Annotated in this window: 19 protein-coding genes; 11 read left to right on the top strand and 8 right to left on the bottom strand. The window is 69.5% G+C overall.

Annotated elements, in window-relative coordinates:
* Window positions 1–135: 135 nt before the first annotated feature.
* Genes ACWC2B_RS30930 through ACWC2B_RS30945 form a run of 4 tightly spaced genes read right to left on the bottom strand, consistent with a single transcriptional unit; the run spans window position 136 to window position 3969 of the window.
* Window positions 136–1101, bottom strand: a complete 966-nt coding sequence (locus ACWC2B_RS30930; protein WP_450722377.1) for a M56 family metallopeptidase — start codon at window positions 1099–1101, stop codon at window positions 136–138.
* 4 nt (window positions 1102–1105) lie between these two features.
* On the bottom strand, window positions 1106–1465 hold the full coding sequence (locus tag ACWC2B_RS30935; RefSeq protein ID WP_450722470.1) for a BlaI/MecI/CopY family transcriptional regulator: 360 nt from the start codon (window positions 1463–1465) through the stop codon (window positions 1106–1108).
* 16 nt (window positions 1466–1481) lie between these two features.
* Window positions 1482–2348, bottom strand: coding sequence for a PaaX family transcriptional regulator (locus ACWC2B_RS30940; protein ID WP_450722379.1), 867 nt, complete (start codon window positions 2346–2348; stop codon window positions 1482–1484).
* 4 nt (window positions 2349–2352) lie between these two features.
* Window positions 2353–3969, bottom strand: a complete 1617-nt coding sequence (locus tag ACWC2B_RS30945) for an AMP-binding protein (RefSeq protein WP_450722381.1) — start codon at window positions 3967–3969, stop codon at window positions 2353–2355.
* Window positions 3970–4101: 132 nt separating this feature from the next.
* Here ACWC2B_RS30945 and ACWC2B_RS30950 point away from each other — a divergent pair, with 132 nt between their 5' ends.
* Entirely contained in the window at window positions 4102–5211 is a 1110-nt protein-coding gene (locus ACWC2B_RS30950; protein ID WP_450722383.1) for an acyl-CoA dehydrogenase family protein, read from the top strand.
* Complete coding sequence (locus tag ACWC2B_RS30955) at window positions 5208–5606, top strand: RidA family protein (protein WP_450722385.1); 399 nt, start codon at window positions 5208–5210, stop codon at window positions 5604–5606. The genes ACWC2B_RS30950 and ACWC2B_RS30955 overlap by 4 nt, the downstream gene beginning before the upstream one ends.
* Window positions 5607–5685: 79 nt before the next feature.
* Here the strand turns inward: ACWC2B_RS30955 and ACWC2B_RS30960 are convergent, their stop codons facing one another.
* Window positions 5686–7056 carry an aminopeptidase P family protein gene (locus ACWC2B_RS30960; protein ID WP_450722387.1) on the bottom strand — a complete coding sequence of 457 codons (1371 nt, stop codon included), beginning with the start codon at window positions 7054–7056 and terminating at the stop codon, window positions 5686–5688.
* A 240-nt stretch (window positions 7057–7296) separates the two neighbouring features.
* Between ACWC2B_RS30960 and ACWC2B_RS30965 the strand changes: the two genes are divergently transcribed.
* The 3 genes from ACWC2B_RS30965 to ACWC2B_RS30975 are packed head-to-tail and all read left to right on the top strand — an operon-like array spanning window position 7297 to window position 10195.
* Window positions 7297–8205 (top strand): dihydrodipicolinate synthase family protein, encoded by a 909-nt coding sequence (locus tag ACWC2B_RS30965; RefSeq protein ID WP_450722389.1) that lies wholly within the window; start codon window positions 7297–7299, stop codon window positions 8203–8205.
* Between the two features lie 20 nt (window positions 8206–8225).
* Window positions 8226–9227 carry a proline racemase family protein gene (locus tag ACWC2B_RS30970; RefSeq protein ID WP_450722391.1) on the top strand — a complete coding sequence of 334 codons (1002 nt, stop codon included), beginning with the start codon at window positions 8226–8228 and terminating at the stop codon, window positions 9225–9227.
* Window positions 9224–10195: an ornithine cyclodeaminase family protein gene (locus ACWC2B_RS30975; RefSeq protein ID WP_450722393.1), complete on the top strand. Its 972-nt coding sequence runs from the start codon at window positions 9224–9226 to the stop codon at window positions 10193–10195. The genes ACWC2B_RS30970 and ACWC2B_RS30975 overlap by 4 nt, the downstream gene beginning before the upstream one ends.
* Window positions 10196–10284: 89 nt before the next feature.
* On the opposite strand, the gene ACWC2B_RS30980 is transcribed toward ACWC2B_RS30975, so the two are convergent.
* Window positions 10285–11811 carry a helix-turn-helix domain-containing protein gene (locus ACWC2B_RS30980; RefSeq protein ID WP_450722395.1) on the bottom strand — a complete coding sequence of 509 codons (1527 nt, stop codon included), beginning with the start codon at window positions 11809–11811 and terminating at the stop codon, window positions 10285–10287.
* Window positions 11812–12232: 421 nt separating this feature from the next.
* Between ACWC2B_RS30980 and acnA the strand changes: the two genes are divergently transcribed.
* A complete protein-coding gene (gene acnA, locus ACWC2B_RS30985; RefSeq protein WP_450722397.1) occupies window positions 12233–14962 on the top strand; it encodes an aconitate hydratase AcnA in 2730 nt (909 codons plus the stop codon).
* A gap of 69 nt (window positions 14963–15031) precedes the next feature.
* Here acnA and ACWC2B_RS30990 read toward each other — a convergent pair whose 3' ends face one another.
* Window positions 15032–16009, bottom strand: a complete 978-nt coding sequence (locus ACWC2B_RS30990) for an FG-GAP repeat domain-containing protein (protein WP_450722399.1) — start codon at window positions 16007–16009, stop codon at window positions 15032–15034.
* A gap of 93 nt (window positions 16010–16102) precedes the next feature.
* Window positions 16103–19939, bottom strand: coding sequence for a GH92 family glycosyl hydrolase (locus tag ACWC2B_RS30995; protein ID WP_450722401.1), 3837 nt, complete (start codon window positions 19937–19939; stop codon window positions 16103–16105).
* Between the two features lie 485 nt (window positions 19940–20424).
* Between ACWC2B_RS30995 and ngcE the strand changes: the two genes are divergently transcribed.
* The 5 genes from ngcE to ACWC2B_RS31020 all read left to right on the top strand — a co-directional run bounded on the left by ngcE (window position 20425) and on the right by ACWC2B_RS31020 (window position 26413).
* Entirely contained in the window at window positions 20425–21849 is a 1425-nt protein-coding gene (ngcE, locus tag ACWC2B_RS31000; protein WP_450722403.1) for an N-acetylglucosamine/diacetylchitobiose ABC transporter substrate-binding protein, read from the top strand.
* 45 nt (window positions 21850–21894) lie between these two features.
* Complete coding sequence (locus tag ACWC2B_RS31005; RefSeq protein ID WP_450722405.1) at window positions 21895–22821, top strand: carbohydrate ABC transporter permease; 927 nt, start codon at window positions 21895–21897, stop codon at window positions 22819–22821.
* 10 nt (window positions 22822–22831) lie between these two features.
* Window positions 22832–23743, top strand: a complete 912-nt coding sequence (locus ACWC2B_RS31010) for a carbohydrate ABC transporter permease (protein WP_450722407.1) — start codon at window positions 22832–22834, stop codon at window positions 23741–23743.
* 227 nt (window positions 23744–23970) lie between these two features.
* Window positions 23971–25170, top strand: coding sequence for an ROK family transcriptional regulator (locus ACWC2B_RS31015; RefSeq protein ID WP_450722409.1), 1200 nt, complete (start codon window positions 23971–23973; stop codon window positions 25168–25170).
* A 133-nt stretch (window positions 25171–25303) separates the two neighbouring features.
* Window positions 25304–26413, top strand: coding sequence for an ABC transporter substrate-binding protein (locus ACWC2B_RS31020; RefSeq protein ID WP_450722472.1), 1110 nt, complete (start codon window positions 25304–25306; stop codon window positions 26411–26413).
* The last annotated feature ends 191 nt before the right edge of the window (window positions 26414–26604 follow it).

The following is a 26604-nucleotide window of genomic DNA, read 5'->3' on the forward strand; positions in this document are numbered from 1 at the left end:
AGCCGGCCGGGGGGCCGCGTCACGGGGCGTGGTCGCGCCCTCGGGTAGCCCAACAGCCACACGGTGGTGGTCGCGCCCGCCCCGCGGTGGCGCGCTGCCGCAAGGGCGGTGGTAGCGCTCGCCTCGGGTGGCCCGCTACAAGGCCGTGGTCGCGCCCCGCAAGACGGTGATCAGGACCAGCGTCGCGTTCGCCGAGGACAGGGCCGAGGCCGCCGCGCCCGCCGTGGCGGTCCACAGGGCGAGCCCCGCCGCCGTGCCCGCGGGCGGCCAGGCGCGGGCGGGCGGCACCGGCCGCAGCAGCGCCGCCACCCTTCGCGGTACCGGGCCCGGCCCCGGCCCCGCCGACGCGAAAGCGGGCAGCGGAGGCACCCGGCGCACGTCGTGGCCCGAGCCCGACGCCAGTGCCGCCTTGCCGATCGCGCGCGCCACCACCCTGCGGTCGCCCACCGCGCGGGCCGCGTCCTCGTCCGCCCAGCGTTCCGCCGTGAACGCCACGGCGGAACGCAGCGGACGCAGGAACGGATTGGCACGCGCGGCAAGACCGGCCACCAGGAGGAACCGATGGTGACGGCCCATCAGATGAGCTTCCTCGTGGGCGATCAGGGCCTCGCGTTCACGGGCGTCGAGGAGATCCAGCATCCCGCTGGACACCACGACGCGCCCGCGCCCGCGAGGCCCGCCGGGCAGGGCGTACGCATAAGGCCGCTCGTCCGCGAGCACCGCACGCCGGGACGGCGGAAGTCCGGTCAGCGCCCGGGCGGCCCCCGCCCGCACCCGCCCATGGCGCCACAGGAGTTGACCGCAGGACAGGGCGACGGCGGCAAGAGCGAGGAGCGCGGCCTCACCGACCGCCTCGTCGTACGGCACCACGGCCCGGACCTCGGGATCGGCCCAGGCGTCCGGCAGCGGATTGCCGGGCAGCTGCGCCGTCCCGGCCACCATGAGGAGGAGGAGACACAGCGTGCTGCACACCGCGAGCACACCGCCCACCAGGGACAGGACCCGCGTCGCCGTGCGCGGATGCAGCCTCGGGCCGGCGAGCCTGGCGATCGGCCAGGCGGTCAGCGGCAGCACGAGCGGGAGGACGACGAACACACCCACCGGATCAGTCCCCGGCTCCGCCGAGCAGTTCGCGAAGGAGGCGCTCGTCGTCCGGCGAGAGGTCCGTGACGAAGCTGGCGAGCACCGCACCCCGGTCCCGCTCGGCATCGAGCACCTTGCGCATCCGGCGGGCCGCGAGTCCCGCCTCGTCGGCCGGAGTCCACACGAAGGAGCGGCCCGCGCGCTCGCGAGCCACCGCCTGCTTGACGTGCAAGCGGGTCAGGATCGTCACGACGGTCGTATAGGCGAGCGGCTCGCCGAGCCACTCCTGCACCCAGCCCGCGGTCACCGGACCCGGCGCCTCACGCAGCGCCGCGAGCACCCGCGCCTCCAGCTCCCCCTGCCCCCGGCGGGGGCGCCTCATCTGCTCCGTCACGTGGTCATCGTACGAGGCGGCCGCGACCCGGCAGCGCACCCCGCACGAACGCGGCGCCCGGCTCCCGCAGCAGCTCGTGAAGCCGGCCGAACACCTCGGCGGAGCGCCCGCCCGGCCAGCCGCGGGGCAGGAGTTCGGCGGGCAGCCCCGGGTCGGCGTACGGCAGCCGGCGCCAGGAGTCGAGAGCGAGGAGGTAGTCCCGGTAGGCGGCCTCGGTGTCGGTCGCGGAGTCGGTGAGGCCCTCGGGTCGTGCGTGCGCCCGGGACTCCCAGGTGCGCAGCACCGGTTCGTGCCGGTCGAGGAAGTCCTCGTGCTGCTTGGCGATGGCGGGCAGGTCCCACCAGCGGGCGACAGCCTCCGCGGTGGGCGCGAAGCCGAGGTGCTCGCCCCTGAACAGGTCGACGTACGGGGCGAGTTGGAGGCGTTCGAGGGTGTGTCGGGTCTCGTCGTACAGCCGGGCGGGCGCGAGCCACACGCCCGGCGCGGCGGTGCCGAAGCCGAGGCCTGCCAGGCGCGAGCGCAGCACGTGCCGCTTGCTGCGCTCCGACTCGGGGACGGAGAACACCGCGAGTACCCAGCCGTCCGATGCCTGCGGCGAGGGGTGGGCGTAGATGCGCCGGTCGCCGTCGTCCAGCAGCTGGCGTGCGTCGGCCGACAGGGCGTAGCCGGCCGCGCCGGACGCCGTGGGCTGCGCGACGAGCAGCCCACGCCGTTTGAGCCGGGACACCGACGAGCGCACGGAGGGCGCGTCGACGCCGACCGCCGCGAGCAGCCGGATCAGTTCGGCCACCGCGAGGGAGCCGGAGGTTTCGCGCCCGTAGGCGCCGTACAGAGTCACGATCAAGGATCGGGGAGTGTGCAGCTCGGCCACGTGATCACTCTAGTTCCCGCAGCCGGAAGCGCTGGAGCTTGCCGGTGGGGGTGCGGGGGAGCGCGTCAAGGAAGACGATCTCGCGCGGGCACTTGTAGGGGACGAGTTCCGCCTTCACGAAGTCGCGCAACCGCGCCACCGTGTCCTCGTCGCGCGCCACCCCCGGCCGCAGCACGCAGTACGCGACGACGACATGGCCGCGCCGTTCGTCGGGCCGTCCCACCACCGCGGCCTCCGTGACATCGGGGTGGCGCAGCAGCGCGTCCTCGACCTCGGGGCCCGCGATGTTGAACCCGGCCGAAATGATCATGTCGTCGGCGCGGGCCACGTACCGGAAGCAGCCGTCGCTCTCGCGCACATAGGTGTCGCCCGTGACGTTCCAGCCGTCCCGTACGTACTCCCGCTGCCGCTCGTCCGCGAGGTAGCGGCAGCCGACCGGGCCGCGCACGGCGAGCAGCCCGGGCTCGCCGTCCGGCACGGGCTTTCCCCGCTCGTCGACGATGCGAGCCTGCCAGCCGGGCACGGGCCGGCCTGTGGTGCCGGGCCGGATGTCCTCGTCCGCCGCGGAGATGAAGATGTGCAGGAGTTCGGTGGCGCCGATGCCGTTGATGATGCGCAGTCCGGTGCGCTCCTGCCAGGCGCGCCAGGTCGCCGCCGGAAGGTTCTCGCCTGCCGATACGCAGCGGCGCAGGGCGCCCAGGTCGTGCGCGTCGACTTCGTCGAGCATCGTGCGGTACGCGGTCGGTGCGGTGAACAGGACCGACACGTGGTGCTCGGCCAGGGCGGGCAACAGCTGCCGGGGGCCTGCCTGTTCGAGCAGGAGAGCCGAGGCGCCGGCCCGCAGCGGGAAGACGACGAGCCCGCCGAGCCCGAAGGTGAAGCCGAGCGGGGGGCTGCCCGCGAAGATGTCGTCGGGGGTCGGCTTCAGCACGTGCCGGGCGAACGTGTCGGCGATGGCGAGCACATCGCGGTGGAAGTGCATACAGCCCTTCGGGCGTCCGGTCGTGCCCGAGGTGAACGCGATCAGGGCGACATCGTCCGCCGAGGTGTCCACGGCGGTGAACCGCTCGGCCGGCGCCCGCTTGACCAGGTTCAGGAGATCGCCGGGCCCGTCACCCCCGTACGCCGTGATGCGCAGCCCCGGCGCCTTAGCCTGCTCCAGATCGGCCAGGACGCGGGCGTCGCACAGCGCGTGGCTGATCCGCGCGATGGAGCACATGACGCCCAGCTCGTGGGCGCGCTGCTGGGCCAGCACGGTGACGGCGACCGCGCCCGCCTTCATCACCGCCAGCCAGCACGCGGCCAGCCACGGCGTGGTCGGCCCGCGAAGCAGCACCCGGTTGCCGGGCACCACGCCGAGTTCGCCCGTCAGGACGCGGGCGATCCGGTCGACCCGGTCGCGCAGCTCGCGATACGTCCACACCTCGCCCTCGCCGGTGCGGAAGACGGGGCGGTCCGGGCCGAAGCGCTCGATGGTGGCGTCCAGGAGCTCGGCGCCGCAGTTGAGCCGCTCGGGGTAGTGCGGCCCCGGCGGTCCGAGGACCAGGTCCGGCCACTGGTCGATGGGCGGCAGGTGGTCGCGGGGAAAGGTGTCGGCGTGCGCTGAGTTCTTCAGCTCCATACGGGATCGCCCCCTTGTCGCCTCTGGAGCGTATCGTTTGGATGACGACAGTCAACAGTTCGCGATAGGGCGGTCCCTGTCGTTGTCGGAGCCGAGTGGGACAGTCGGAACCCGAGTGGGAAAGGGGCGGCCATGCCCGGATTCGCGCTGGAGCCGGATCAGCTGGAATGGTGCGGGGAACTGCGGGTGCTCGCCGGGGCGCGGCTGCGCCCCCTTGCGGACAAGGGTGAGCCAGGCCGGGTCAACCGGCCACTCGTCGAGGCGCTGGGCGAGCACGGGCTGCTCGCCCGGCTCTTCGAATCCGGCGCGCTCGATCTGTGCCTGATGCGCGAATCGCTGGCGTACGCGTGCACCGAGGCCGAGACCGCGCTCGCCCTCCAGGGCCTCGGCGCGCACCCGGTCGCCGCGTACGGGACGGCAGCCCAGCGCGGGCGCTGGCTGCCCGAGGTGACGGCGGGCCGCGCGGTCGCGGCGTTCGCGCTGAGTGAGCCGGCCGCGGGCTCGGACGCGGCCGCGCTCAGCCTCAACGCCGTTGAGGACAAAGGGAGTTGGCGTCTGACGGGTGGGAAGTGCTGGATCTCCAACGCCCCCGAGGCCGACTTCTACACCGTCTTCGCCCGTACGACACCGGACGCGGGCGCACGTGGCGTGACGGCCTTCCTGGTCCCCGCCGACCGGCCCGGCCTCACCGGCGCCGCGCTCGACATGCTCTCCCCGCACGCCATCGGAAGCCTCGACTTCGACGGCGTGCCCGTGAGCGCCGACGACATCCTGGGCGAGCCGGACCAGGGCTTCCGCGTCGCGATGAACACGCTCAACCTGTTCCGGCCGAGCGTCGGGGCGTTCGCCGTCGGCATGGCGCAGGCCGCGCTCGACGCGACGCTCGCGCACACGGCCCGGCGCACCGCGTTCGGTGGCCCGCTCAAGGACCTCCAGGCCGTCGCCCACCGGGTCGCCGACATGGCGACGCGCACCGAGGCCGCCCGGCTCCTGGTGTACGCGGCGGCCGCCGCCCACGACCGGGGCGAGGCCGGCATCGCGCGCGGCTCGGCCATGGCGAAGCTGTTCGCCACCGAGACCGCGCAGTACGTCGTCGACGCGGCGGTCCAGCTCCACGGCGCCCGCGCGCTGCAACGCGGGCACCTGCTCGAACACCTCTACCGTGAGGTTCGCGCGCCCCGCATCTACGAGGGGGCGAGCGAAGTGCAGCGCACGATCATCGCGAAGGAGCTGTACCGGTGAGCCTCGATCGAGTGAACCCCGCCGCGCTGTCCCCCGCGACGGGGTTCAGTCATGCCGTCGTCGCCACGGGGTCGCGCGTGGTCTTCCTCGCCGGGCAGACCGCGCTCGACGCGGACGGCAAGGTGGTGGGCGACACCCTGCCCGGGCAGTTCCGCACGGCCCTGACCAACCTGCTCGCGGCGCTGGCCGCGGCGGGGGGTTCGCCGGGCGACCTCGCGCGGGTCACCGTGTACGCGACGGATGTCGAGGACTATCGGGTCAGGGCCCGCGAACTGGGCGCGATCTGGCGGGAGTTGGCGGGGCGGGACTATCCGGCGATGGCGGTGATCGGGGTGGTGCGGCTCTGGGACGCCCAGGCCCTGGTCGAGCTGGACGGGTTCGCGGTCTTGGAGTGATTGCTCCCGCGCATGGGCCATCGCGCTCCCGCGCGTGGGCCATGCGGATGCCGCTTCCCGCCCCGCTCCCGCAACCGGCTCACCCCTCCAGCAACGCCCCCATCCACTCCTCCACCCCTGCCACCGACCTCGGCAGCGCGCTCGACATCAGGTGGGCGCCGGTCTCCGTGATCACCAGGTCGTCCTCGATGCGGACGCCTATGCCGCGCAGTTCGGGCGGCAGGGTCTCGTCGTCCGGCTGGAGGTAGAGGCCGGGCTCCACCGTGAGGACCTGGCCGGGCTCCAGGACACCGTCCAGGTAGGTCTCGCTGCGGGCCTTCGCGCAGTCGTGGACGTCCAGGCCGAGCATGTGCCCGCTGCCGCACAGCGTGTAGCGGCGGTGGAGTTCGCCCGACGGGCTCTTCAGGACACCCCACTCCGCGAGGCCTTCCGCGATCACCTCCATCGCGGCCCGGTGGAAGTCACGGAAGGCGGCACCCGGCCGCAGCGCCGCGATGCCCGCGTCCTGCGCGGCCAGGACGAGTTCGTACACCTGGCGCTGGACGGGGGAGAAGCGGCCGGAGAGGGGGAGGGTGCGGGTGATGTCGGCGGTGTACAGGGTGTCGGTCTCCACGCCCGCGTCAAGCAGCAGCAGGTCCTGGGCGTCGAGCCGCCCGTCGTTGCGGATCCAGTGCAGTACGCAGGCGTGCGCCCCGGACGCGGCGATCGTCTCGTATCCGGTGCCGTTGCCCTCGGCGCGGGCCCGCGCCCCGAAGGCGCCTTCGAGTAGCCGCTCGCCGCGCGGGTGGGCCAGGGCGCCCGGCAGGGAGCGTACGACGTCCTCGAAGCCCGCCGTGGTGTGGTCGACGGCCAGCTGGAGCTGGGCCACCTCCCAGGCGTCCTTCACCAGCCTCAACTCCGATAGGGCGGCGGCCAGTTCGGGGTCGGTGGCGGCGTTGCGGCCGGGTGCGGCCGCGTCCAGCTCGTCCACGTGCGCGCAGCGGATGCCCGTCAGGCGCTCGGTCTCCGCGAGGTCGGGGCGCCGGCCCACCCAGAACTCGCCGTACCTGCGGTCGCGGTAGAACTCGTCGTCGCCGTCGGCGCGCGGCGAGCGGGGCCGCAGGTGGAGCACCGCCTCGTGCCGGGACCCGGACGGCTCCAGGACCAGGACGTGGCCGGGCTGGTCCTCGCCGGTGAGTCCGGTCAGCCAGGCGTAGGCGCTGTGCGGGCGGAAGCGGTGGTCGCAGTCGTTGGTGCGGACCTTCAACTCCCCGGCGGGCACGATCAGTCGCTCGCCCGGGAAGCGGGCGGAGAGCCGGGCCCGGCGGCCCGGGGTGACCTCGAATCCGGGCACCCGGGCGTCCCGGGGCAGCGGGGTCGGGGCCCATCCGGCGCTCATGAACGCGGCGAGTTCAGGGCCGACGGGAAGGTCGTGGCTGCCGGTGTTGAGGCGGGCGGGGCGCTCGGCCATCGGGTCTCCCGGGTGAGAGGCGGGTAAGGGGTGAGGTGGCGCCGGGGTGCGCGAACGACGAGTACACCGGGCACAGTGCAATTTCACATTACTATGTCACGGATCACAAGCAGCCCGCAGTCCCGCGTGCATGCCCGGGCGGGTCGATTGAGATCCGGGTGGATCCGGACCCGGTCCGGACCTTGTGGGTACCCGTCATCGGTCAGTAAAATGTCACACACCACACTAGGGAGTTCGACCATGACGTCTGCAACACCCCAGCGCATCCGGCCCTGGCACGGAATCCTCGTCGCGACCGCGCTTCCCCTGCGCTCCGACCTTTCCGTCGACTTCGACTCCTATGCCCAGCACGTGCGTTGGCTGATCGACAGCGGCAGCGACGGCGTCGTGCCGAACGGCTCGCTCGGCGAATACCAGACCCTGACCGACGAGGAGCGGACCCGCGTCGTGCACACCGCCGTCGAGGCGGCGGGTGACGGCGACCGTGTCATGGCGGGTGTCGCCGCGTACGGCAGCGCCGAGTCCCGCCGCTGGGCGGAGCAGGCCGCCGATGCCGGCGCGGGCTCCGTGCTGCTGCTCCCGCCCAACGCCTACCGCGCCGACGAGCGCTCGGTGCGGGCCCACTACGCCGAGGTCGCCAAGGCGGGCCTGCCCGTCGTCGCCTACAACAACCCGTACGACACCAAGGTCGACCTGACGCCCGCGCTGCTCGCCCAGCTGTACGCCGACGGCAGCATCGTCGCCGTCAAGGAGTTCAGCGGCGATGTACGCAGGGCCTACGAGATCGCCGAACTCGCCCCGGAACTCGATCTGTTGGTGGGTGCCGACGACGTCCTGCTCGAACTGGCTCTGGCCGGCGCGGTCGGCTGGATCGCCGGCTACCCCAACGCCCTGCCCGCCTCCTGCGCCGCCCTCTACCACGCGGCGGTCGCGGGCGATCTCGCCGCCGCCCGCCCCCTCTACCGGGCGCTGCACCCGCTGCTGCGCTGGGACTCCAAGATCGAGTTCGTCCAGGCCATCAAGCTCTCCATGGACCTGGCGGGCCGCCCCGGCGGACCCGTCCGGCCGCCCCGGCAGCCGCTCACCGCCGAACAGGACACCGTGGTGCGCGCCGCCACCGAGAAAGCGCTCGCCGAAGGCCACAAGTAACCCGCCAGGGAGGCGAACCCATGCGGACCCGACACGTCTACCACGCCGTCGACTCGCACACCGAAGGCATGCCGACCCGCGTCATCACCGGGGGGCTCGGCGTCATCCCGGGCGCCACCATGGCCGAGCGGCGCCTGTACTTCATGGAACACCTCGACCACATCCGTACGCTCCTGATGTACGAGCCGCGGGGCCACGCCTCGATGAGCGGCGCGATCCTCCAGCCGCCGACCCGGCCCGACGCGGACTACGGCGTCCTCTACATCGAGGTCTCCGGGCTCCTGCCGATGTGCGGACACGGCACCATCGGCGTGGCCACCGTGCTCGTGGAGACCGGCATGGTCCCGGTCACCGAACCCGTCACCACCGTACGGCTCGACACTCCGGCCGGACTGGTCAGCGTGGACGTGCGGGTCGAGGACGGCGAGGCGCGCTCCGTCACCCTGACCAACGTCCCCGCGTTCTGCCTGGCGCTCGACCGGAAGGTGCAGGTCCCGGGCATCGGCACGGTCACCTACGACCTCGCGTACGGCGGCAACTTCTACGCATTCGTCGAACTCGAAGCGCTCGGCCTGCCCTTCGCGCGCGAGAACAAGGGCGAACTGCTCGCCGCCGGGCTCGACATCATGGCCGCCATCAACGCGACCGAGCCGCCCGTGCACCCCGAGAACCCGGAGATCGCCGGGGTGAAGCACGTCTATCTCGCGGCCCCGGGCTCCGACGCGACGCGCTCGCGGCACGCCATGGCGATCCACCCGGGCTGGTTCGACCGCTCGCCGTGCGGCACCGGGACGTCCGCGCGGATGGCCCAGCTGCACGCCCGCGGCGAGCTGCCGCTGCACCGCGACTTCACCAACGAGTCGTTCATCGGTACGGAGTTCACCGGCCGGCTCGTCGGCGAGACCACGGTCGGCCCGCTCCCCGCCGTCGTGCCCACGGTCACCGGCCGGGCCTGGATCACCGGAACCGCCCAGTACTTCCTGGACCCCCGTGACCCGTTCCCGGAAGGCTTCCTCCTGTGATCCACCTCGGCGCGGACGACCTCGCGGCGCTGCTCACCCCGGCAGCGGCGGCCGAGGCGCTGGCCGCGGTCCTGAGCGAGGGCCTCGACCCGGAGCAGTGCCCCGCCCGCTCCAACATCCCTGTCCCGGCAGGGGAGTTGCTCATCATGCCGTCCGCCTCCGCCGCGTACGCGGGCGTGAAGATCGCGGGGGTCGCGCCCGCCAACCCGGCCCGCGGGCTGCCCCGCATCACCGGCAGCTTCCTCCTCCTCGACGGCCCGACGCTGCTGCCCCTCGCCCTGCTCGACGCCGCCGCGCTGACCACGGTGCGCACCGCCGCCGTCTCGGCGCTCGCGATCGACGCGCTCGCCGAACCGGACGCGGCCCGCCTGGTCCTGTTCGGCGCGGGCCCCCAGGCGTACGCCCACCTCGAATCGACCCTGAACACAAGGGAGCTGACCCATGTGACGGTCGTGTCGCGGACGGGCGAGGCGGCCGAACGCCTGGTGACGTACGCCCGCGAGCTGGGTCTGGAGGCTCGCACCGGAGAGCCGTCGCAGGTGTCGTCCGCCGACCTCGTCATCTGTTGCACCACCGCGCGCGAGCCGCTCTTCGACGGGCGGCGGATCCCCGCGCACGCCACCGTCGTCGCGGTCGGCTCGCACCAGCCGGCCGTGCGCGAGACCGACTCGGAACTGGTGCGGCGGTCCTCGGTGTGGGTGGAGGCGCGGGCGGCCGCCCTGAGCGAGGCGGGCGATCTGCTGATCCCGCTCGCCGAGGGCGTGATCGGCGAGGACCACGTCGCGGGAACCCTGGCCGACCTGGTGCGGGGCGAGGCCAAGGCTCCCGGGGACCGGCCGCGGTTCTTCAAGAGCGTGGGCATGGCCTGGGAGGACCTGGCGGTGGCGGCGGCGGTGCACCGGGCCTCAAGTCCCGTACGGGTGGTGCCGGTTGGGGCGGAACTGCGGGGCCCCGAACCGCATGGCTAGGCGCCTGGGCCCCGTACGGGGGTCGTGGGCTCGGGGTGGAAAGGGGCAGGGGGCGGCCCTTTGAAAAGGACCGCCCCCTGTCTGCCTCGCTAGATGTCGCGGAAGATCTCGATCTGCGCGCCCACCGAGTTGAGCCGCTCGGCCAGGTCCTCGTAGCCGCGGTTGATGACGTACACGTTGCGCAGCACGGACGTTCCCTCGGCGGCCATCATGGCGAGCAGGACGACCACGGCCGGGCGCAGCGCCGGGGGGCACATCATTTCGGCGGCGCGCCAGCGGGTCGGGCCCTCCACCAGGACCCGGTGCGGGTCGAGGAGTTGGAGGCGGCCGCCGAGGCGGTTGAGGTCGGTGAGGTAGATCGCGCGGTTGTCGTAGACCCAGTCGTGGATGAGGGTCTTGCCCTGGGCCACCGCCGCGATCGCCGCGAAGAACGGCACGTTGTCGATGTTGAGGCCGGGGAACGGCATCGGGTGGATCTTGTCGATCGGCGCCTCCAGCTTGGAGGGGCGCACGGTGAGGTCGATCAGCCGGGTGCGCCCGTTGTCGGCGGCGTACTCGGCGGTGCGGTCGTGGTCGAGGCCCATCTCTTCGAGCACGGCGAGCTCGATCTCCAGGAACTCCACCGGGACCCGACGGATCGTCAGCTCCGACTCGGTGACGACGGCCGCGGCCAGCAGGCTCATCGCCTCGACCGGGTCCTCGGAGGGCGAATAGTCGACGTCGACGTCGATGTCGGCCATGCCGTGGACGGTCAGGGTGCTGGTGCCGATGCCGTCGACCCGTACGCCCAGCGCCTCCAGGAAGAAGCACAGGTCCTGGACCATGTAGTTGGAGGAGGCGTTGCGGATGACGGTGACGCCGTCGTTGCGGGCGGCGGCGAGCAGCGCGTTCTCGGTGACGGTGTCGCCGCGTTCGGTCAGCACGATCGGGCGGTCGGGCGCGGTGCGCACCACCTGGGCGTGGTAGATCCCCTCGGTGGCCGTGATGTCCAGGCCGAACCGGCGCAGCGCGATCATGTGGGGCTCGATGGTGCGGGTGCCCAGGTCGCAGCCGCCGGCGTACGGAAGGCGGAAGTGGTCCATGCGGTGCAGCAGCGGGCCGAGGAACATGATGATGGAGCGGGTCCGGCGTGCGGCGTCCGCGTCCATCGCGTCGAGGTCGAGCCGGGCCGGCGGCACGATCTCCAGGTCGGTCCCGTCGTTGATCCAACGGGTGCGCACACCAATGGAGTTGAGGACTTCGAGGAGCCGGTAGACCTCTTCGATCCGGGCCACCCGGCGCAGCACGGTGCGCCCCTTGTTGAGCAGCGAGCCGCAGAGCAGCGCGACACAGGCGTTCTTGCTCGTCTTGACGTCGATCGAGCCCGAGAGGCGGCGGCCGCCGACGACGCGGAGATGCATGGGGCCCGCGTACCCGAGCGAGACGATTTCACTGTCGAGCGCTTCGCCGATGCGCGCGATCATCTCAAGGCTGATGTTCTGGTTCCCGCGCTCGATGCGGTTCACGGCGCTCTGGCTGGTGCCCAGAGCCTCGGCCAACTGCGTCTGCGTCCAGCCCCGGTGTTGCCGGGCGTCGCGGATGAGCTTGCCGATGCGTACGAGGTAGTCGTCTGCCATAGGGGCAGGTTATCTCAGATATGAGATTACGCTCGCGCTGGGGTGAGCCGACGGGGTGAGGAACCGTCAATTCCGATAGTGCGGGCTCCGCGTGGGGGCGGCAAGCGGAAGGGGTCAATCCGGGAATGTGCGTGTATGCGGCCGCCGGATGCGTCGTACGCCGTGAGTGTGGAACCCGGAGTCGTGTGACCGCCCGGGCCGAGGTCGAGGGGGTGGTGTGATCCGGTGCCGACACCTGTGCCCTGAATGGCGTCGCCCGCGCATGACCTACCGGCGGCCATGTACTAGAGTTATCTCGACATCGAGATATCTACCGAGGCGCACCGCAGCCGACGCTCGGTAAGGGTTACCTAACTTAGCCTTACCTTAGCGGATCGACAACACGTCGTGGCGGCAGGATTGTGGTGGAACGCGCACATATATGAAGGAGACTGTCGTGTCGGCGAACAGCTTCGACGCCCGCAGCACGCTGCGCGTGGGCGACGAGTCGTACGAGATCTTCAAGCTGGACAAGGTCGAGGGCTCCGCGCGCCTCCCTTACAGCCTGAAGGTTCTCCTGGAGAACCTGCTCCGCACCGAGGACGGCGCGAACATCACCGCCGACCACATCCGGTCGCTCGGCAACTGGGACTCCCAGGCCCAGCCCAGCGAGGAGATCCAGTTCACGCCGGCCCGCGTGATCATGCAGGACTTCACCGGTGTGCCCTGTGTCGTGGACCTCGCCACCATGCGTGAGGCCGTCAAGGAGCTCGGCGGCGACCCGGCGAAGGTCAACCCGCTCTCCCCGGCCGAGCTGGTCATCGACCACTCCGTCATCGCCGACAAGTTCGGCACCAAGGACGCGTTCGCGCAGAACGTGGAGCTGGAGTACGGCCGCAACAAGGAGCGCTACCAGTTCCTGCGCTGGGGCCAGACCGCCTTCGACGACTTCAAGGTCGTCCCCCCGGGCACCGGCATCGTCCACCAGGTCAACATCGAGCACCTCGCCCGCACGGTGATGGTCCGCAACGGCCAGGCCTACCCGGACACCCTGGTCGGCACCGACTCGCACACCACCATGGTCAACGGCCTCGGCGTGCTCGGCTGGGGCGTCGGCGGCATCGAGGCCGAGGCCGCGATGCTGGGCCAGCCGGTCTCCATGCTCATCCCGCGCGTCGTCGGCTTCAAGCTGACCGGCGAGCTGAACCCGGGCACCACCGCCACCGACCTGGTCCTCACGATCACCGAGATGCTGCGCAAGCACGGCGTCGTCGGCAAGTTCGTCGAGTTCTACGGCGAGGGCGTCGCGGCCACGAGCCTCGCCAACCGCGCCACCATCGGCAACATGTCGCCGGAGTTCGGCTCCACCGCCGCGATCTTCCCGATCGACGACGAGACGCTGAAGTACCTGCGCCTGACCGGCCGCGACGCCCAGCAGGTCGCCCTCGTCGAGGCGTACGCCAAGGAGCAGGGCCTCTGGCTGGACCCGGCCGCCGAGCCGGACTTCTCCGAGAAGCTGGAGCTCGACCTCTCGACGGTCGTCCCCTCCATCGCCGGCCCGAAGCGTCCGCAGGACCGCATCGTCCTCGCGAACGCCGCCGAGCAGTTCGCCCTGGACGTGCGCAACTACGTCGAGGACGACGACGAGGCGGGCAAGGAGTCCTTCCCGGCCTCCGACGCCCCGGCCTCCGCCAACGGCGTGCCGAGCCGCCCGACGCTGGTCACCCTGGCCGACGGCTCCTCGTTCGAGATCGACCACGGCGCCGTCACCGTCGCCGCGATCACCTCGTGCACCAACACCTCGAACCCGTACGTCATGGTCGCCGCGGCCCTCGTCGCGAAGAAGGCCGTCGACAAGGGCCTGACCCGCAAGCCGTGGGTCAAGACCACCCTCGCCCCGGGCTCGAAGGTCGTCACCGACTACTTCGACAAGGCCGGCCTCACCCCGTACCTGGACAAGATGGGCTTCAACCTCGTCGGGTACGGCTGCACCACCTGCATCGGCAACTCCGGTCCGCTGGACGAGGAGATCTCGAAGGCGATCAACGAGCACGACCTCGCGGTCACCTCGGTGCTCTCCGGCAACCGCAACTTCGAGGGCCGGATCAACCCCGACGTCAAGATGAACTACCTGGCGTCCCCGCCGCTGGTCGTCGCGTACGCCATCGCCGGTTCGATGAAGGTCGACATCACCACCGAGGCGATCGGCACCGACACCGACGGCAACCCGGTCTTCCTCAAGGACATCTGGCCCACCGAGGCCGAGGTCAACGACGTCGTGGCCAACGCCATCGGCGAGGACATGTTCAACAAGTCCTACCAGGACGTCTTCGCGGGTGACGCGCAGTGGCAGTCGCTGCCGATCCCGACCGGCAACACCTTCGAGTGGGACGCCGAGTCGACCTACGTGCGCAAGCCTCCCTACTTCGAGGGCATGACGATGGAGACCACCCCGGTCTCCGACATCGCCGGCGCCCGCGTCCTCGCGAAGCTGGGCGACTCGGTCACCACCGACCACATCTCCCCGGCCGGTGCGATCAAGGCCGACACCCCGGCCGGCAAGTACCTCACGGAGCACGGCGTCGAGCGCCGCGACTTCAACTCCTACGGCTCGCGCCGTGGCAACCACGAGGTCATGATCCGCGGCACCTTCGCCAACATCCGCCTGCGCAACCAGATCGCGCCGGGCACCGAGGGCGGCTTCACCCGCGACTTCACCGTCGAGGGCGCCCCGGTCTCCTTCATCTACGACGCCTCGCAGAACTACCAGGCCGCCGGCATCCCGCTGGTCATCCTGGCGGGCAAGGAGTACGGCTCGGGCTCGTCCCGCGACTGGGCCGCCAAGGGCACCGCGCTGCTCGGCGTCAAGGCCGTCATCGCCGAGTCGTACGAGCGCATCCACCGCTCGAACCTCATCGGCATGGGCGTCCTGCCGCTCCAGTTCCCGGAGGGCGCGACCGCCGCCTCGCTCGGCCTGACCGGCGAGGAGACCTTCTCCTTCACCGGCGTGACCGTCCTGAACGACGGCAGCACCCCGCGCACGGTCAAGGTCACCACCGACACCGGTGTCGAGTTCGACGCGGTCGTCCGCATCGACACCCCCGGTGAGGCGGACTACTACCGCAACGGCGGCATCATGCAGTACGTGCTGCGGAACCTGATCCGCAACTAAGCACCACAACGAGCAAGGCCCGCACCCCGGTTGGGGGTGCGGGCCTCACTTGTGTTCCGGTGTGCCGGATCAGAACATCAGGCGCATGCCGTTCCAGCCGGTGCCGACCTTGACACGGTCCTTGAAGGGCGCGCCGTTGGTCGTGCCGGTGCCCGCGTAGAACCACAGACCGCCGGAGGCGTCGCGGCCGACGAGGTCGGCCTTGCCGTCGAAGTCCAGGTCGCCGAGGCCGACGAGCTTGTTGTACGTGTTCCAGCCCGCGCCGAGCTTGACGCGGTTGCCGAACGGGGCCGCCCAGTTGCCGGTGCCCGGGTAGAGCCAGCCGGTGCCCGCGTTGTCGACGGCGATGATGTCGGCCTTGCCGTCACCGTTCAGGTCGCCACGACCGGCGATCTTGGTCATGACGTCCCAGCCGCCGCCGAGCTTGACCGGCGGGGTGAACGAGCCGTCGCCCTTGGCCGTGTAGAGCCACAGCACGCCGGACTTGTCACGGGCGATCAGGTCGTCCGCCGGAGCCCCGGCGAGGTTGCCCGGAGAGAAGACGAGGTTGTAGGTGTCCCAGCCCGCGCCCAGGTCCTTGACGGCCGGGTTCTCCTCGATGGGCGTGTAGTACAGGTGGGAGTTGGTGCCCAGCAGGTAGAAGGCGTCGGAGACGCCGTCCTTGTTGTTGTCCACCTGGGTGGCCTGGCTCCACACCTGCCAGCCCTTGCCCATGTCCGCGCGGTCACCGAAACCGCCCGAACCGTTCGGCGGGTACATGTAGGCCTGACCCGAGCCCTCCGCCGCGAGCAGCGGGAACGTTTCGGCAGCCGGAGTCTCATTGCCCGCAGCGAAGGCGCGCTGGGAGGCCGAGCCGGACTCCTTGGCCTTGACGTTGACCTTGGCCTGAGCCTGGGCGAACTTCTGCGCAACCTTCACCACGTCGGCGGACGGCGCGCTGTCGGCGGAAGCCGCACCCGCGGTCGTGCCGACGAGGGCTGCTGCGATCGCCGCGACGGCGATGCGGGACAGGGCGCGACCGCCCTTACGGCCGGAAAGTATGGCCACGTATTTCTCCATGTCGAGGAAGAGACGCGCTGCGCCTGATCGAGGCGCAACGCGAGATCTTCTGGATCCTTCCACGGGATCTTCGCATGTCAACTAGTTTGCGGAGGGGGTGAGTAGCTCCATTTCGGCCAGTGTGGCCCGTGTTGTGGGGACGAGTCGGTAATGAGCGTAGGAACCGGGTGAATGGATGGAGAAGGCGCGAGTCTGGCGATCCCATGCGAAGGACTCGCCGGTCCGCCTGTCCAACTCGGTCCACTTTGTTCCGTCTTGTGATCCTTCCAGGACCCAAGCGGACGGCGCCTTTCCGGCTTCCGCCGAGGTCAGCGTGTACTGGGTGGCCTTCGTGGCCTTGCTCACGGGAAGGTCCGTCGGACCGAACTCGGCCGAAGTCGCCGAGGAGTTGTCGAACAGCGGGCCGGAACCGGTGAGCGCGTCGCTCGCGGGGGCGGGCACCTCGTCGCCCTTGGTGATGGAGACCGGCGCCGCGTTCTTGCCCGTGCCCCACGACGAGGGCTTCGCGCCCATGGTGAAGTCGAGTGTGCCGCCGCGCGCGAGCAGGTCGTGCGGGAGCGCCGTCGAGTTCCACGCCTTCCCGTTCACCTTCAGGGACTGCACGTAGATGTTCCGCTCGCTGTTCTTCGGCGCCTTCACCACCAGATCACGGCCGTTCTCCAGGTGCACGGTCGCCTTGGTGAACAGGGGCGAGCCGATCGCGTACTCGCCGCTGCCCATCACCAGCGGGTAGAAGCCGAGCGCCGAGAACACGTACCAGGCCGACTGCTCGCCGTTGTCCTCGTCGCCGTGATAGCCCTGCCCGATCTCGCTGCCGTTGTACAGCCGCCGCAGCACCTCGCGGATCTTCTCCTGCGCCTTGTCGGGCCGGCCCGCCGCGTCGTACATGTACGTCACGTGGTGGGCGACCTGGTTGGAGTGGCCGTACTGGCCCATCCGTACGTCACGCGCCTCGGTCATCTCGTGGATGACGCTGCCGTACGAACCGGCGAACTCGGGTGATGCGGTTTCGGGCGTCGAGAAGTAGGCGTCCAGCTTCTTGTCGAGGCCGGCCCGGCCGCCGTACAGGTTGGCGAGGCCGCGCGAGTCCTGCGGGGCGGTGAAGGCGTAGCCCCAGCCGTTGGTCTCGGTGTAGTCGTAGCCCCACACGCGCGGGTCGAACGTGGCGCTGTCCACGCGCCACCGGCCGTTCGCGTCCTTGCCCTGGAAGAAGCCCGCCTTGGCGTCGAAGAGCTTCACATAGTTCTGGGCGCGGCCCATGAAGTACGCCGACTCCTCCTTGTAGCGGGGCTTCTTCGTCTTCTCGTACAACGCCTGGCCCATCTTCGCGAGGCCGTAGTCGTTCACGTAGCCCTCCATCGACCAGGACAGGCCCTCGGGCGTGGAGGTCGGGGCGTAGCCGAGGAAGGGGGAGGTGTCCATGCCCTTGCGGCCCACGCCCGAGGAGGGCGGGGCGACCGTGGCGTTCTTCAGGGCGGCCTCGTACGCCGCCTCGGCGTCGAACTTCACGCCCTTCACATAGGCGTCCGCGAAGGCCACGTCCGAGCTGGTGCCGGTCATCAGATCCGCGTAGCCGGGCGAGGACCAGCGCGAGATCCAGCCGCCGTCCTTGTACTGCTGCACGAACCCGTCGACCAACTCGCCGGCCTTCTTCGGGGTGAGGAGGGAGTAGGCGGGCCAGGTGGTGCGGTAGGTGTCCCAGAAGCCGTTGTTGACGTAGACCGTGCCGTCGACGACCTTCGACCCGGTGTGCGTGGGGGTGTCCTCGCCGGCCTTGGGCGAGAAGGGGCTGGCGTACTGGTTCTTCGAACCGACCTTCTCGAAGCCGGAGTTGGGGTACAGGTAAAGGCGGTAGAGCGAGGAGTACAGGGTGGTCAGCTGGTCGTGCGAGGCGCCCTCGACCTCGATGCGGCCCAGGATGCCGTCCCAGGCATGCCGCGCCCGGTCCTTGATCCGGTCGAAGCCGGCCGACGCGGGGATCTCGGCGGCGAGGTTCGCCTTCGCCTGGTCCACACTGATGAGTGAGGTCGCCAGGCGCAGGGTCACCGTGTGGTTCTTGCCGGGTGTGAAGCGCGCGTAGCCGGTGACGTCGGCGCCCCCGCCGCCCGGCAGCTTGCCGCTCGCGGTCACGGGCGCATCGAAGACGCCGTACACGAAGAGCCGTCCGGCGCCCGTGGACAGGCCGCTCTTCACGTCCGAGTAGCCGGTGAAGGAACGCGTCGCCGGGTCGAGGGTGAGCCCGCCCTGGTTGGTGACGTTGTCGAGGATGAGGCTCGCGTCGTCACCGGGATAGGTGAACCGCATCATCGCGGCGTGGTCGGTCGGCGTGATCTCCGTCCTGAGGCCGTTCTCGAAGGTGACGCCGTAGTAGTACGGCCTCGCCGTCTCGTTCTCGTGCCTGAAGGGCAGCGCGCGGGCGGTCCGGGAGGCGTCGGGGGTGCCGGCCGCCGCCGACGGCATCACCTGGAAGGTCTGCCGGTCTCCCATCCACGGGCTCGGCTCATGGCTGGCGCTGAACGCCTGCAGGGTGGGCAGGTTGTCGGCGTTGTTGCGCCGCGCGTAGTCGTACAGCCAGTCCTGCGAACCGGCGTTGGTCACCGGGGTCCAGAAGTTGAAGCCGTTCGGGACCGCGGTCGCGGGGAAGTTGTTGCCGCGCGAGAACGAGCCGCTGGAATTAGTGCCGCGGGTGGTGAGCGCGTAGTCCGCCAGGTGCGCGAGCGGCTTGTCGGGCTGCTTCGGCGCGATCGAGAGGTCGTCGATCCAGCCCTGGAACTTGGCGGGCCCCTTGGGGGAGTCGTACGCCACCAGGATCCGGTCCGCCGTCCTGCCGGCGGCGACCGTGCCGATCACCGAGGACACCTGGTTCCACTGGTTGACGTAGAGCGTCTTGGCGGCGCCCTGACCCTGCGGGCCGAGCAGCCCGCCGTGCGAGTCGAGTGCCTTCAGATCACTCAGATAGGTGCCGTCGGTGAAGGCGAGGTCCACGGACACGTTCGTGGCCGGGTAGTTGAGGTCGGTCTCCGTCATCGACGGGAAGATCTTGTAGTCGAGCTCGGTGTCCCGCCCGATGGGGAGGTTGACGTCGAAGACCTTGTTGTACGAGTAGGCCCGGCCGTCCGCCTTGTGGGTGCCCGCGTACCGCAGCGCCCGCTTCCCGGTGAAGCCCGCGTTCGCCTTGGCGGTGGGGGAGCCGCCGGGGCCCCGGTCCGCCGCGGTGCGCATGTCCGGCGGGATCGGGGTGCTGGTGTCGCCGTCGGAGAACTGGACGTCGGCGAGCTGGGTGAGGGGGGCGCCGCCGTTGGCGGTGATCTCCAGGCGGTAGTGGGCGTACGCCGTGGTGTTCGCGAAGTCGTACGTCTTGGTCTGGAAGCGGTCCTTGAAACTCTCGCCCGTACGGCCGTCCAGGGTCTTCCAGTCCTTGCCGTCCGCCGAGCCCTTCAGGGTCCAGTTCCTGGGGTCGCGCTCGGGGGCGTCGTTGGCCGACGTCAACGCGTAGGTGACCGTCTTCACCGGTTCGGACAGATCGAATTCGAGCCAAGCCGTCGGCTGGAAGGCGAGCCATTTCGTGCTGGGCTGCCCGTCGACGAGATTCTCCTTCACCTCGCCGCCGTCGGTGTTCTCGGCGCTGGCCCGGACGTCGGTGACCTTGTCCGTCACATTGCCCGGTATGCCGCTGGTGAAGCCGCCGTCGACGCCCGAGGCCCGCTTGTTCCCCGCGCGGTCCGTATCGACGGTATTCGTCCAGTCCGGCTGGGGCTGCCCCGATTCGAACGAGGTGCTGAACCGGCCGCCGTTCTGCGGTGGTTGGGCCGTCGCGGACGGCGCCCCGACGGCGGACTGCGCCGTCACTACGAGCAGGAACGAGGCCGCCACCAGGGCGGCCGCCGGTCCTCGTCGATACCGGGATCTGGACAGCATGCGGACCCTTTCCTTCGGCGCAAGCCGGTCGTACTCGGCATGTGCGAGGTGGACAACGTTGTCAGAGTGGAAACGCAGGATCCAGTAGCGCGGCAAGTGCAGGTTGGTGTCAAGAGTGTTGGGAAGGAATGGATGGCCTGAATCGGTAAGGGCATTGCGGACGTCAAGGTGTGTAATGCGCGTGAAAAGGAGCAGCCTCATCCACATTGGTACGTACCAAGGGATATATCCGCGAGGTCTCAACTCGGGAAAGACTGTCGGCCAACCATGCTTTCGATCTTGCTCAGTTGACGGGAAGTGGACTATACCTGTCGGCGTCCGGGCAACCCGCTGAACGCGGGCGGGGGAACCGCGTACGGGCCGGTCGGCCGGGGGCCGGGCAGCCTCCGCGATGGATGTACGGCATCACTCACGCTTCAACTGTTCGCGGGCGTCGGCGGATTCCGCTGCACCGCATGAGTCCTGGAGAAGGCGAGGACTTGAGCATGGGATCCGAGATCAACCGCCGTGACGCACTCAAGCGGGCCATGGCAATCGGCGTGCTGGCAGTGCCGGCGACGTCACTGCTGAGCGCGTGTGCCAGTTCCGACGGCGGTGACAGCACCAAGAAGCCGAGCTCCCAGGGCACCAAGTCGGCGGACAATCCGCTCGGCGTCAACAAGGGCACCGCCCTTGAGGCGTTCGTCTTCAAGGGCGGCTTCGGTGACGACTACATCAAGTCCGCCGAGGCCGACTACAACGCCAAGTACGGCATCACCATCAAGCACACCGGCACGCAGGCGATCGGCCCCAAGCTCCAGCCGCGTTTCGCGAGCAGCACCCCGCCGGACTTCATGGACAACTCCGGTGCCGACAGTCTCGACACCGCCGCCCTCGCCAAGACCGGCAAGCTCCAGGACCTCACCCCGCTCCTGGACGCGCCGACCATCGACGACCCCTCGAAGAAGGTCCGCGACGTCCTGATCGCCGGCACCGTCGAGCAGGGCCAGTTCGGCACCAAGGAGGTGTACGCGTTCAACTACGCGTTCACCGTCTACGGCACCTTCTACTCCAACAAGCTGTTCAAGGAGAAGGGCTGGACGTACCCGCAGACCTTCTCGGACATGCTGGCGCTCTGCAAGAAGATCAAGGCCGCGGGCATCGCACCGTTCACGTACCCGGGCAAGTACCCGTACTACGTGCACTTCGATCTGCTGCACCAGATCGGCAAGATCGGCGGCAAGGAAGCCCTCAACGCGATCGACAACCTCGACGACGGCGCCTTCAAGACCGACGCGGTCAAGGAAGTCATCACGTACTACGAGGAGCTGGCCGGGCAGGGCTACTTCCTGCAGGGCTCCGAGGGCATGACGCACATCCAGATGCAGACCGCCTGGACGCAGGGCCGCGCCGCGATGGTGGCCGACGGCTCCTGGGTCGAGAACGAGGCGGCGCCCACCATGCCGAAGGACTTCGACCTCGCGGTCGGCTCCCTCATCGGCTCGGGCCCGAGCGACAAGCTGCCCTTCGGCACCCTGTACGCGGCGGCCGGCGAGCCCTTCATCGTCGCCAAGGACGGCAAGAACCCGACCGGTGGCATGGAACTGCTGCGCATCATGCTCAGCAAGAAGCAGACCACCAACTTCACCAACGCCATCAAGTCGCTGACCTGCGTCCAGGGCGCCGCCGACGGGCTGACCCTGACCCCGGGTCTCACCTCGGCGAACGCCGCGCTCAAGGCCGCCGGGCCGAACGTGCTCAACTCCCGTCTTCAGGACTGGTACAAGAAGCTCAACAACGAGACCATCGGCAACCTGACGCTCGACCTGCTCAGCGGCAAGATCAAGGCGGCCGAATGGATCGACAAGGCCCAGAAGGCGTCGGACGACACCAAGAAGGACTCCTCCGTCCCGAAGTTCAAGCACCTCTGACGAGGCCGCTTACCACTACTGGCTGAGACGAGAGCGACCGGCGACATGCGACACGGCAAGTACCGGTTCATCATCGGATTCCTGGCAATTCCCCTGGCGCTGTACGGGGTCCTCGTGATCTCGCCGTTCATCCAGGACTTCCAGATTTCGATGACGAGCTGGAGCGGACTGACCCCCGACAAGAAGTTCATCGGTCTGGACAACTACCAGAAGCTGATCCACAACGACCTGTTCTGGAAGGCGTTGTGGCACAACGTCCTTCTGCTCCTGTGCGTGCCGGTGGTCACGCTGGCTTTCGGTCTCTTCTTCGCCTTCATGCTGAATGTCGGCGGCCGCCGCGGAGGTTCCGCGGGGGTCGCCGGCGTGCGGGGCTCCGGCCTCTACAAGGTGATCTTCTTCTTCCCGCAGGTCCTCTCGATCACGATCATCGCGATCCTGTGGCAGCAGATCTACAACCCCGACCCCAAGAACGGGATGCTCAACTCCCTTTTGGCGGACATCGGACTGAGCTCGCTCCAGCAGTCCTGGCTCGGCGATTCCAATATCGCGCTGATCTGCATCATGGTCGTGATGGTCTGGGCGAACGTCGGCTTCTACGTCGTCCTGTTCTCCGCCGGAATGGCCTCCATTCCGGGCGAGATCTACGAAGCCGCCCTCCTGGACGGCGCCTCCCGGGTCAAGACGTTCTTCCGGATCACCCTGCCGCTGCTGCGGGACACCGTGGCCACCGCCTGGGTCTACATGGGCATCATCGCCATGGACGCCTTCATCTACGTACAGCTGATGTCAGTGAACGTCGGCGGTCCCGACGAATCCACCGACGTGGTCCCGCTGCTCCTCTACAAGACGGCGTTCCGGGACAACAGCCAGTACGGAATGGCCGCGGCGATGGGTGTGGCGATGCTCATCGTGACCCTGGTGTTCGCCGTTCTCAGCATGCGTCTTTCGCGCCGCGAGCGCATCGAATTCTAGGGATGGCGCGATGACGACCGAAACCATGAAGGTGGACGGCGAGCAGTCGTCCGCACCCGCGGCCAGCGCCGCCCGCTGGAAGTGGCGCAGCAGCGAGGGAGGCGTGCTCAACGCCTTCTCCCACGTGTTCCTCCTGGTCTGGGCGCTCATGGTGGGCGTGCCCCTGCTGTGGGCACTGTGGAGCTCGCTCAAGACCTCCGGCGACATCCTGACCCACCCCTGGTCACTGCCTACCGAGTTCCAGTTCGACAACTGGTCGCGGGCCTGGAGCAAGGCGAACATCGGGCAGTACTTCCTCAACACCGCGTTCGTGGTGGGCCTTTCGACCTTCGGGACGATGCTGCTCGGCTCCATGGCGGCCTACGTCCTCGCCCGGTTCGAGTTCCCCGGCAACAGGTTCATCTACTTCCTGTTCGTCGGCGGCATGGCCTTCCCCGTGGTGATGGTGCTCGTACCGCTCTTCTTCGTCACCAAGAACCTGGGCATCCTGAACACGCTGCCCGGGCTCGTCCTGATCTACATCGCGTACTCGCTGCCGTTCACGGTGTTCTTCATGACGGCGTTCTTCCGGACGCTGCCGACCACGGTCGCCGAGGCCGCGCTGATCGACGGGGCCTCGCACACCCGCACGTTCTTCCAGATCATGCTGCCGATGGCCAAGCCCGGCATCATCAGCATCGGCATCTTCAACGTGCTCGGCCAGTGGAACCAGTACCTGCTGCCCCTGGTGCTCAACCAGGGCGACACCAAGAACTGGGTGCTCACCCAGGGACTGGCGGACCTCGCCGTGCAGCAGGGCTACCAGGGCGACTGGGGGGCGCTCTTCGCGGGGCTCTCGATCGCGATGCTGCCCGTGCTCGCCGTCTACATCGTCTTCCAGAAGCAGGTCCAGGCGGGCCTGACGGCAGGAGCGCTGAAATAGGCGAACCGCAGGCCTTTCCCCTGCACCTGACCGCCCGCGGGCCCCGTGCCCGCGGGCGGTCGCGTGTTTTCCCGATCCGCTCCGCATCCGCTCAGGTCTTGACGGGAGACCACCCAGAAGGCTGAGCTTAGAGTTCACATGTTGGAGAAAAGACGGGGCCTCATTGCTGCGGCTCCGTGCGGGGGCGGCCGTCGTGCCGTCCGCCTACGGCGGGAGTGGATGAGTCGATGGAGACTCCGGGGTCACAGACGTCATTGCACCGGGCCAACCTTGAGCGGGTCGTACGTGCCGTGCGCATGGCGGGCTCGCTCACCCAGGCCGAGATCGCCAGGACGACCGGCCTGTCCGCGGCCACGGTCTCCAACATCGTCCGCGAGCTGAAGGACGGCGGGACCGTCGAGGTCACCCCCACCTCGGCGGGCGGCCGCCGGGCCCGCAGCGTCTCGCTCAGCGGCTCGGCCGGCATCGTCATCGGCGTCGATTTCGGCCATACGCACCTGAGGGTGGCGGTCGGCAACCTGGCCCACCAGGTACTGGCCGAGGAGTCCGAGCCGCTGGATGTCGACGCCTCCTCGGCGCAGGGCTTCGGCCGGGCGGAAGAGCTGGTCAAGCGGCTGATCGCGGCCACCGGCATCGGCCAGGACAAGGTCATCGGGGTGGGTCTCGGCGTGCCCGGCCCCATCGACGTCGAGTCCGGCACGCTCGGCTCCACCTCGATCCTGCCGGGCTGGACCGGCATCAACCCCAGCGAGGAGCTCGCCGGGCGCCTGGGCGTGCCGGTGTACGTCGACAACGACGCCAACCTGGGCGCGCTCGGCGAGCTGGTCTGGGGCAGCGGGCGCGGGGTCAGGGACCTGGCGTACATCAAGGTCGCGAGCGGTGTCGGCGCCGGTCTGGTCATAGAGGGGCAGATCTACCGGGGCCCCGGCGGCACCGCGGGCGAGATCGGGCACATCACCCTGGACGAGTCGGGCCCGGTCTGCCGCTGCGGCAACCGCGGCTGCCTGGAGACCTTCACCGCGGCCCGCTATGTGCTCCCACTGCTGCAATCCAGCCACGGAGCCGACCTGACCATGGAGCGAGTAGTCCAGTTGGCCCGTGAGGGCGACCCGGGCTGCCGCCGGGTCGTCGCCGACGTCGGACGCCACATCGGCAGCGGCGTCGCCAACCTCTGCAACCTCCTGAACCCCAGCCGGGTCGTCCTCGGCGGCGACCTCGCGGAGGCCGGAGAGCTCGTTCTCGGGCCCATCAGGGACTCCGTGTCGCGGTACGCGATCCCCAGCGCCGCACGGCAGTTGACGGTTCTTCCGGGGGCGCTCGGCGGCCGCGCGGAGGTGCTCGGCGCGCTCGCTCTCGTACTGAGTGAAATGGGGGATTCGACCCTGTTGGACAGTGCTCTCCCCGCCTCGGCGCCTGCCTTCACTTAGATAACGGATGGCACCGTTGTCATCTCGTTAAGGATTTACTCCTTGACGGTGGGCTTAACGCCGAGTTGACTTCCAGCCACCTCGGCCGCAACGTCGCGGCCTCGTCAGGGAGGTTTCTGAAGTGAACACGAACATGCGTCGTGCCGCTGTAGCCGTTGCCGCCACCGCGATGGCCGTCTCGCTCGCCGCCTGTGGCAGTGCCAAGGAGTCCGGCGGCGGCACCAAGTCGTCCGGCACCAGCAGCGCCAAGAAGGGCGACGACCTCAAGATCGGCCTGCTGCTCCCCGAGAACCAGACCGCGCGCTACGAGAAGTTCGACAAGCCGCTGATCGAGGCCAAGGTCAAGGAGCTGACCAACGGCAAGGGCCAGATCGTCTACGCGAACGCCAAGCAGGACGCGACGACCCAGAACCAGCAGGCCGACACGATGATCACCAACAAGGTGGACGCGCTCATCGTGGACTCGGTCGACTCGGCCGCCATCGCGAGCTCGGTCAAGAAGGCCAAGGACGCCGGCATCCCCGTCGTCGCCTTCGACCGCCTCGCCCAGGGGCCCATCGACTCCTACGTGTCCTTCGACAACGAGGAAGTCGGCCACGTGCAGGGCAAGGCCCTCCTCCAGGCCCTGGGCGACAAGGCCAAGTCCGGCGACATCGTGATGATGAACGGCGCCGTCACCGACCCGAACGCCGCCCTCTTCAAGAAGGGCGCCCACGCCGAGCTCGACGGCAAGGTGAACATCGGGAAGGAGTACGACACCAAGGAGTGGAAGCCCGAGAACGCCAACGCCAACATGGAGGGCGCGCTCTCCGCCCTGGGCAAGGACAAGGTCATCGGCGTCTACTCCGCCAACGACGGCATGGCGGGCGGCATCATCACCGCCCTCAAGGCGGCCGGCCTCTCCAAGCTCCCGCCGGTCACCGGCCAGGACGCCGAGCTCGCGGGTGTGCAGCGGATCATCACCGGTGAGCAGTACATGAGCGTCTACAAGTCCTACCCGCAGGAAGACGCCATCGCCGCCGAGATGGCGGTCAAGCTCGCCAAGGGCCAGGACCTCGGCTCGCTCGGCGCCAAGAAGGTCGACTCGCCGACCACCAAGGGCGTCCCGTCCACGATCGTCCCGGTCGTCTCGCTGACCAAGGACAACATCAAGGACACTGTTATCAAGGACAAGATCTACACGATCGCCGACATCTGCACCGGTAGCTACAAGGCCGCCTGCGACACGCTCGGCCTCAAGTAGTTCCCCCGCCAAGTCCCTTTCAGGACAAGGGACTTGAGCGATCCGAACGCTCCTCCGGCGCCCCCGCGCCCGCCTTTTCGGCCCCCGCCAGGGCGCCGGACGGAACGTTTCCCCTTCTCGCTGTTTCTCTGTTCTCTTCTGCTCGACCTCCGCGCCCCCACCCCATCGGGCGCGGCATCCCCGCCGGTCAG

It is taken from the genome of Streptomyces sp. NPDC001415 (assembly GCF_053597395.1).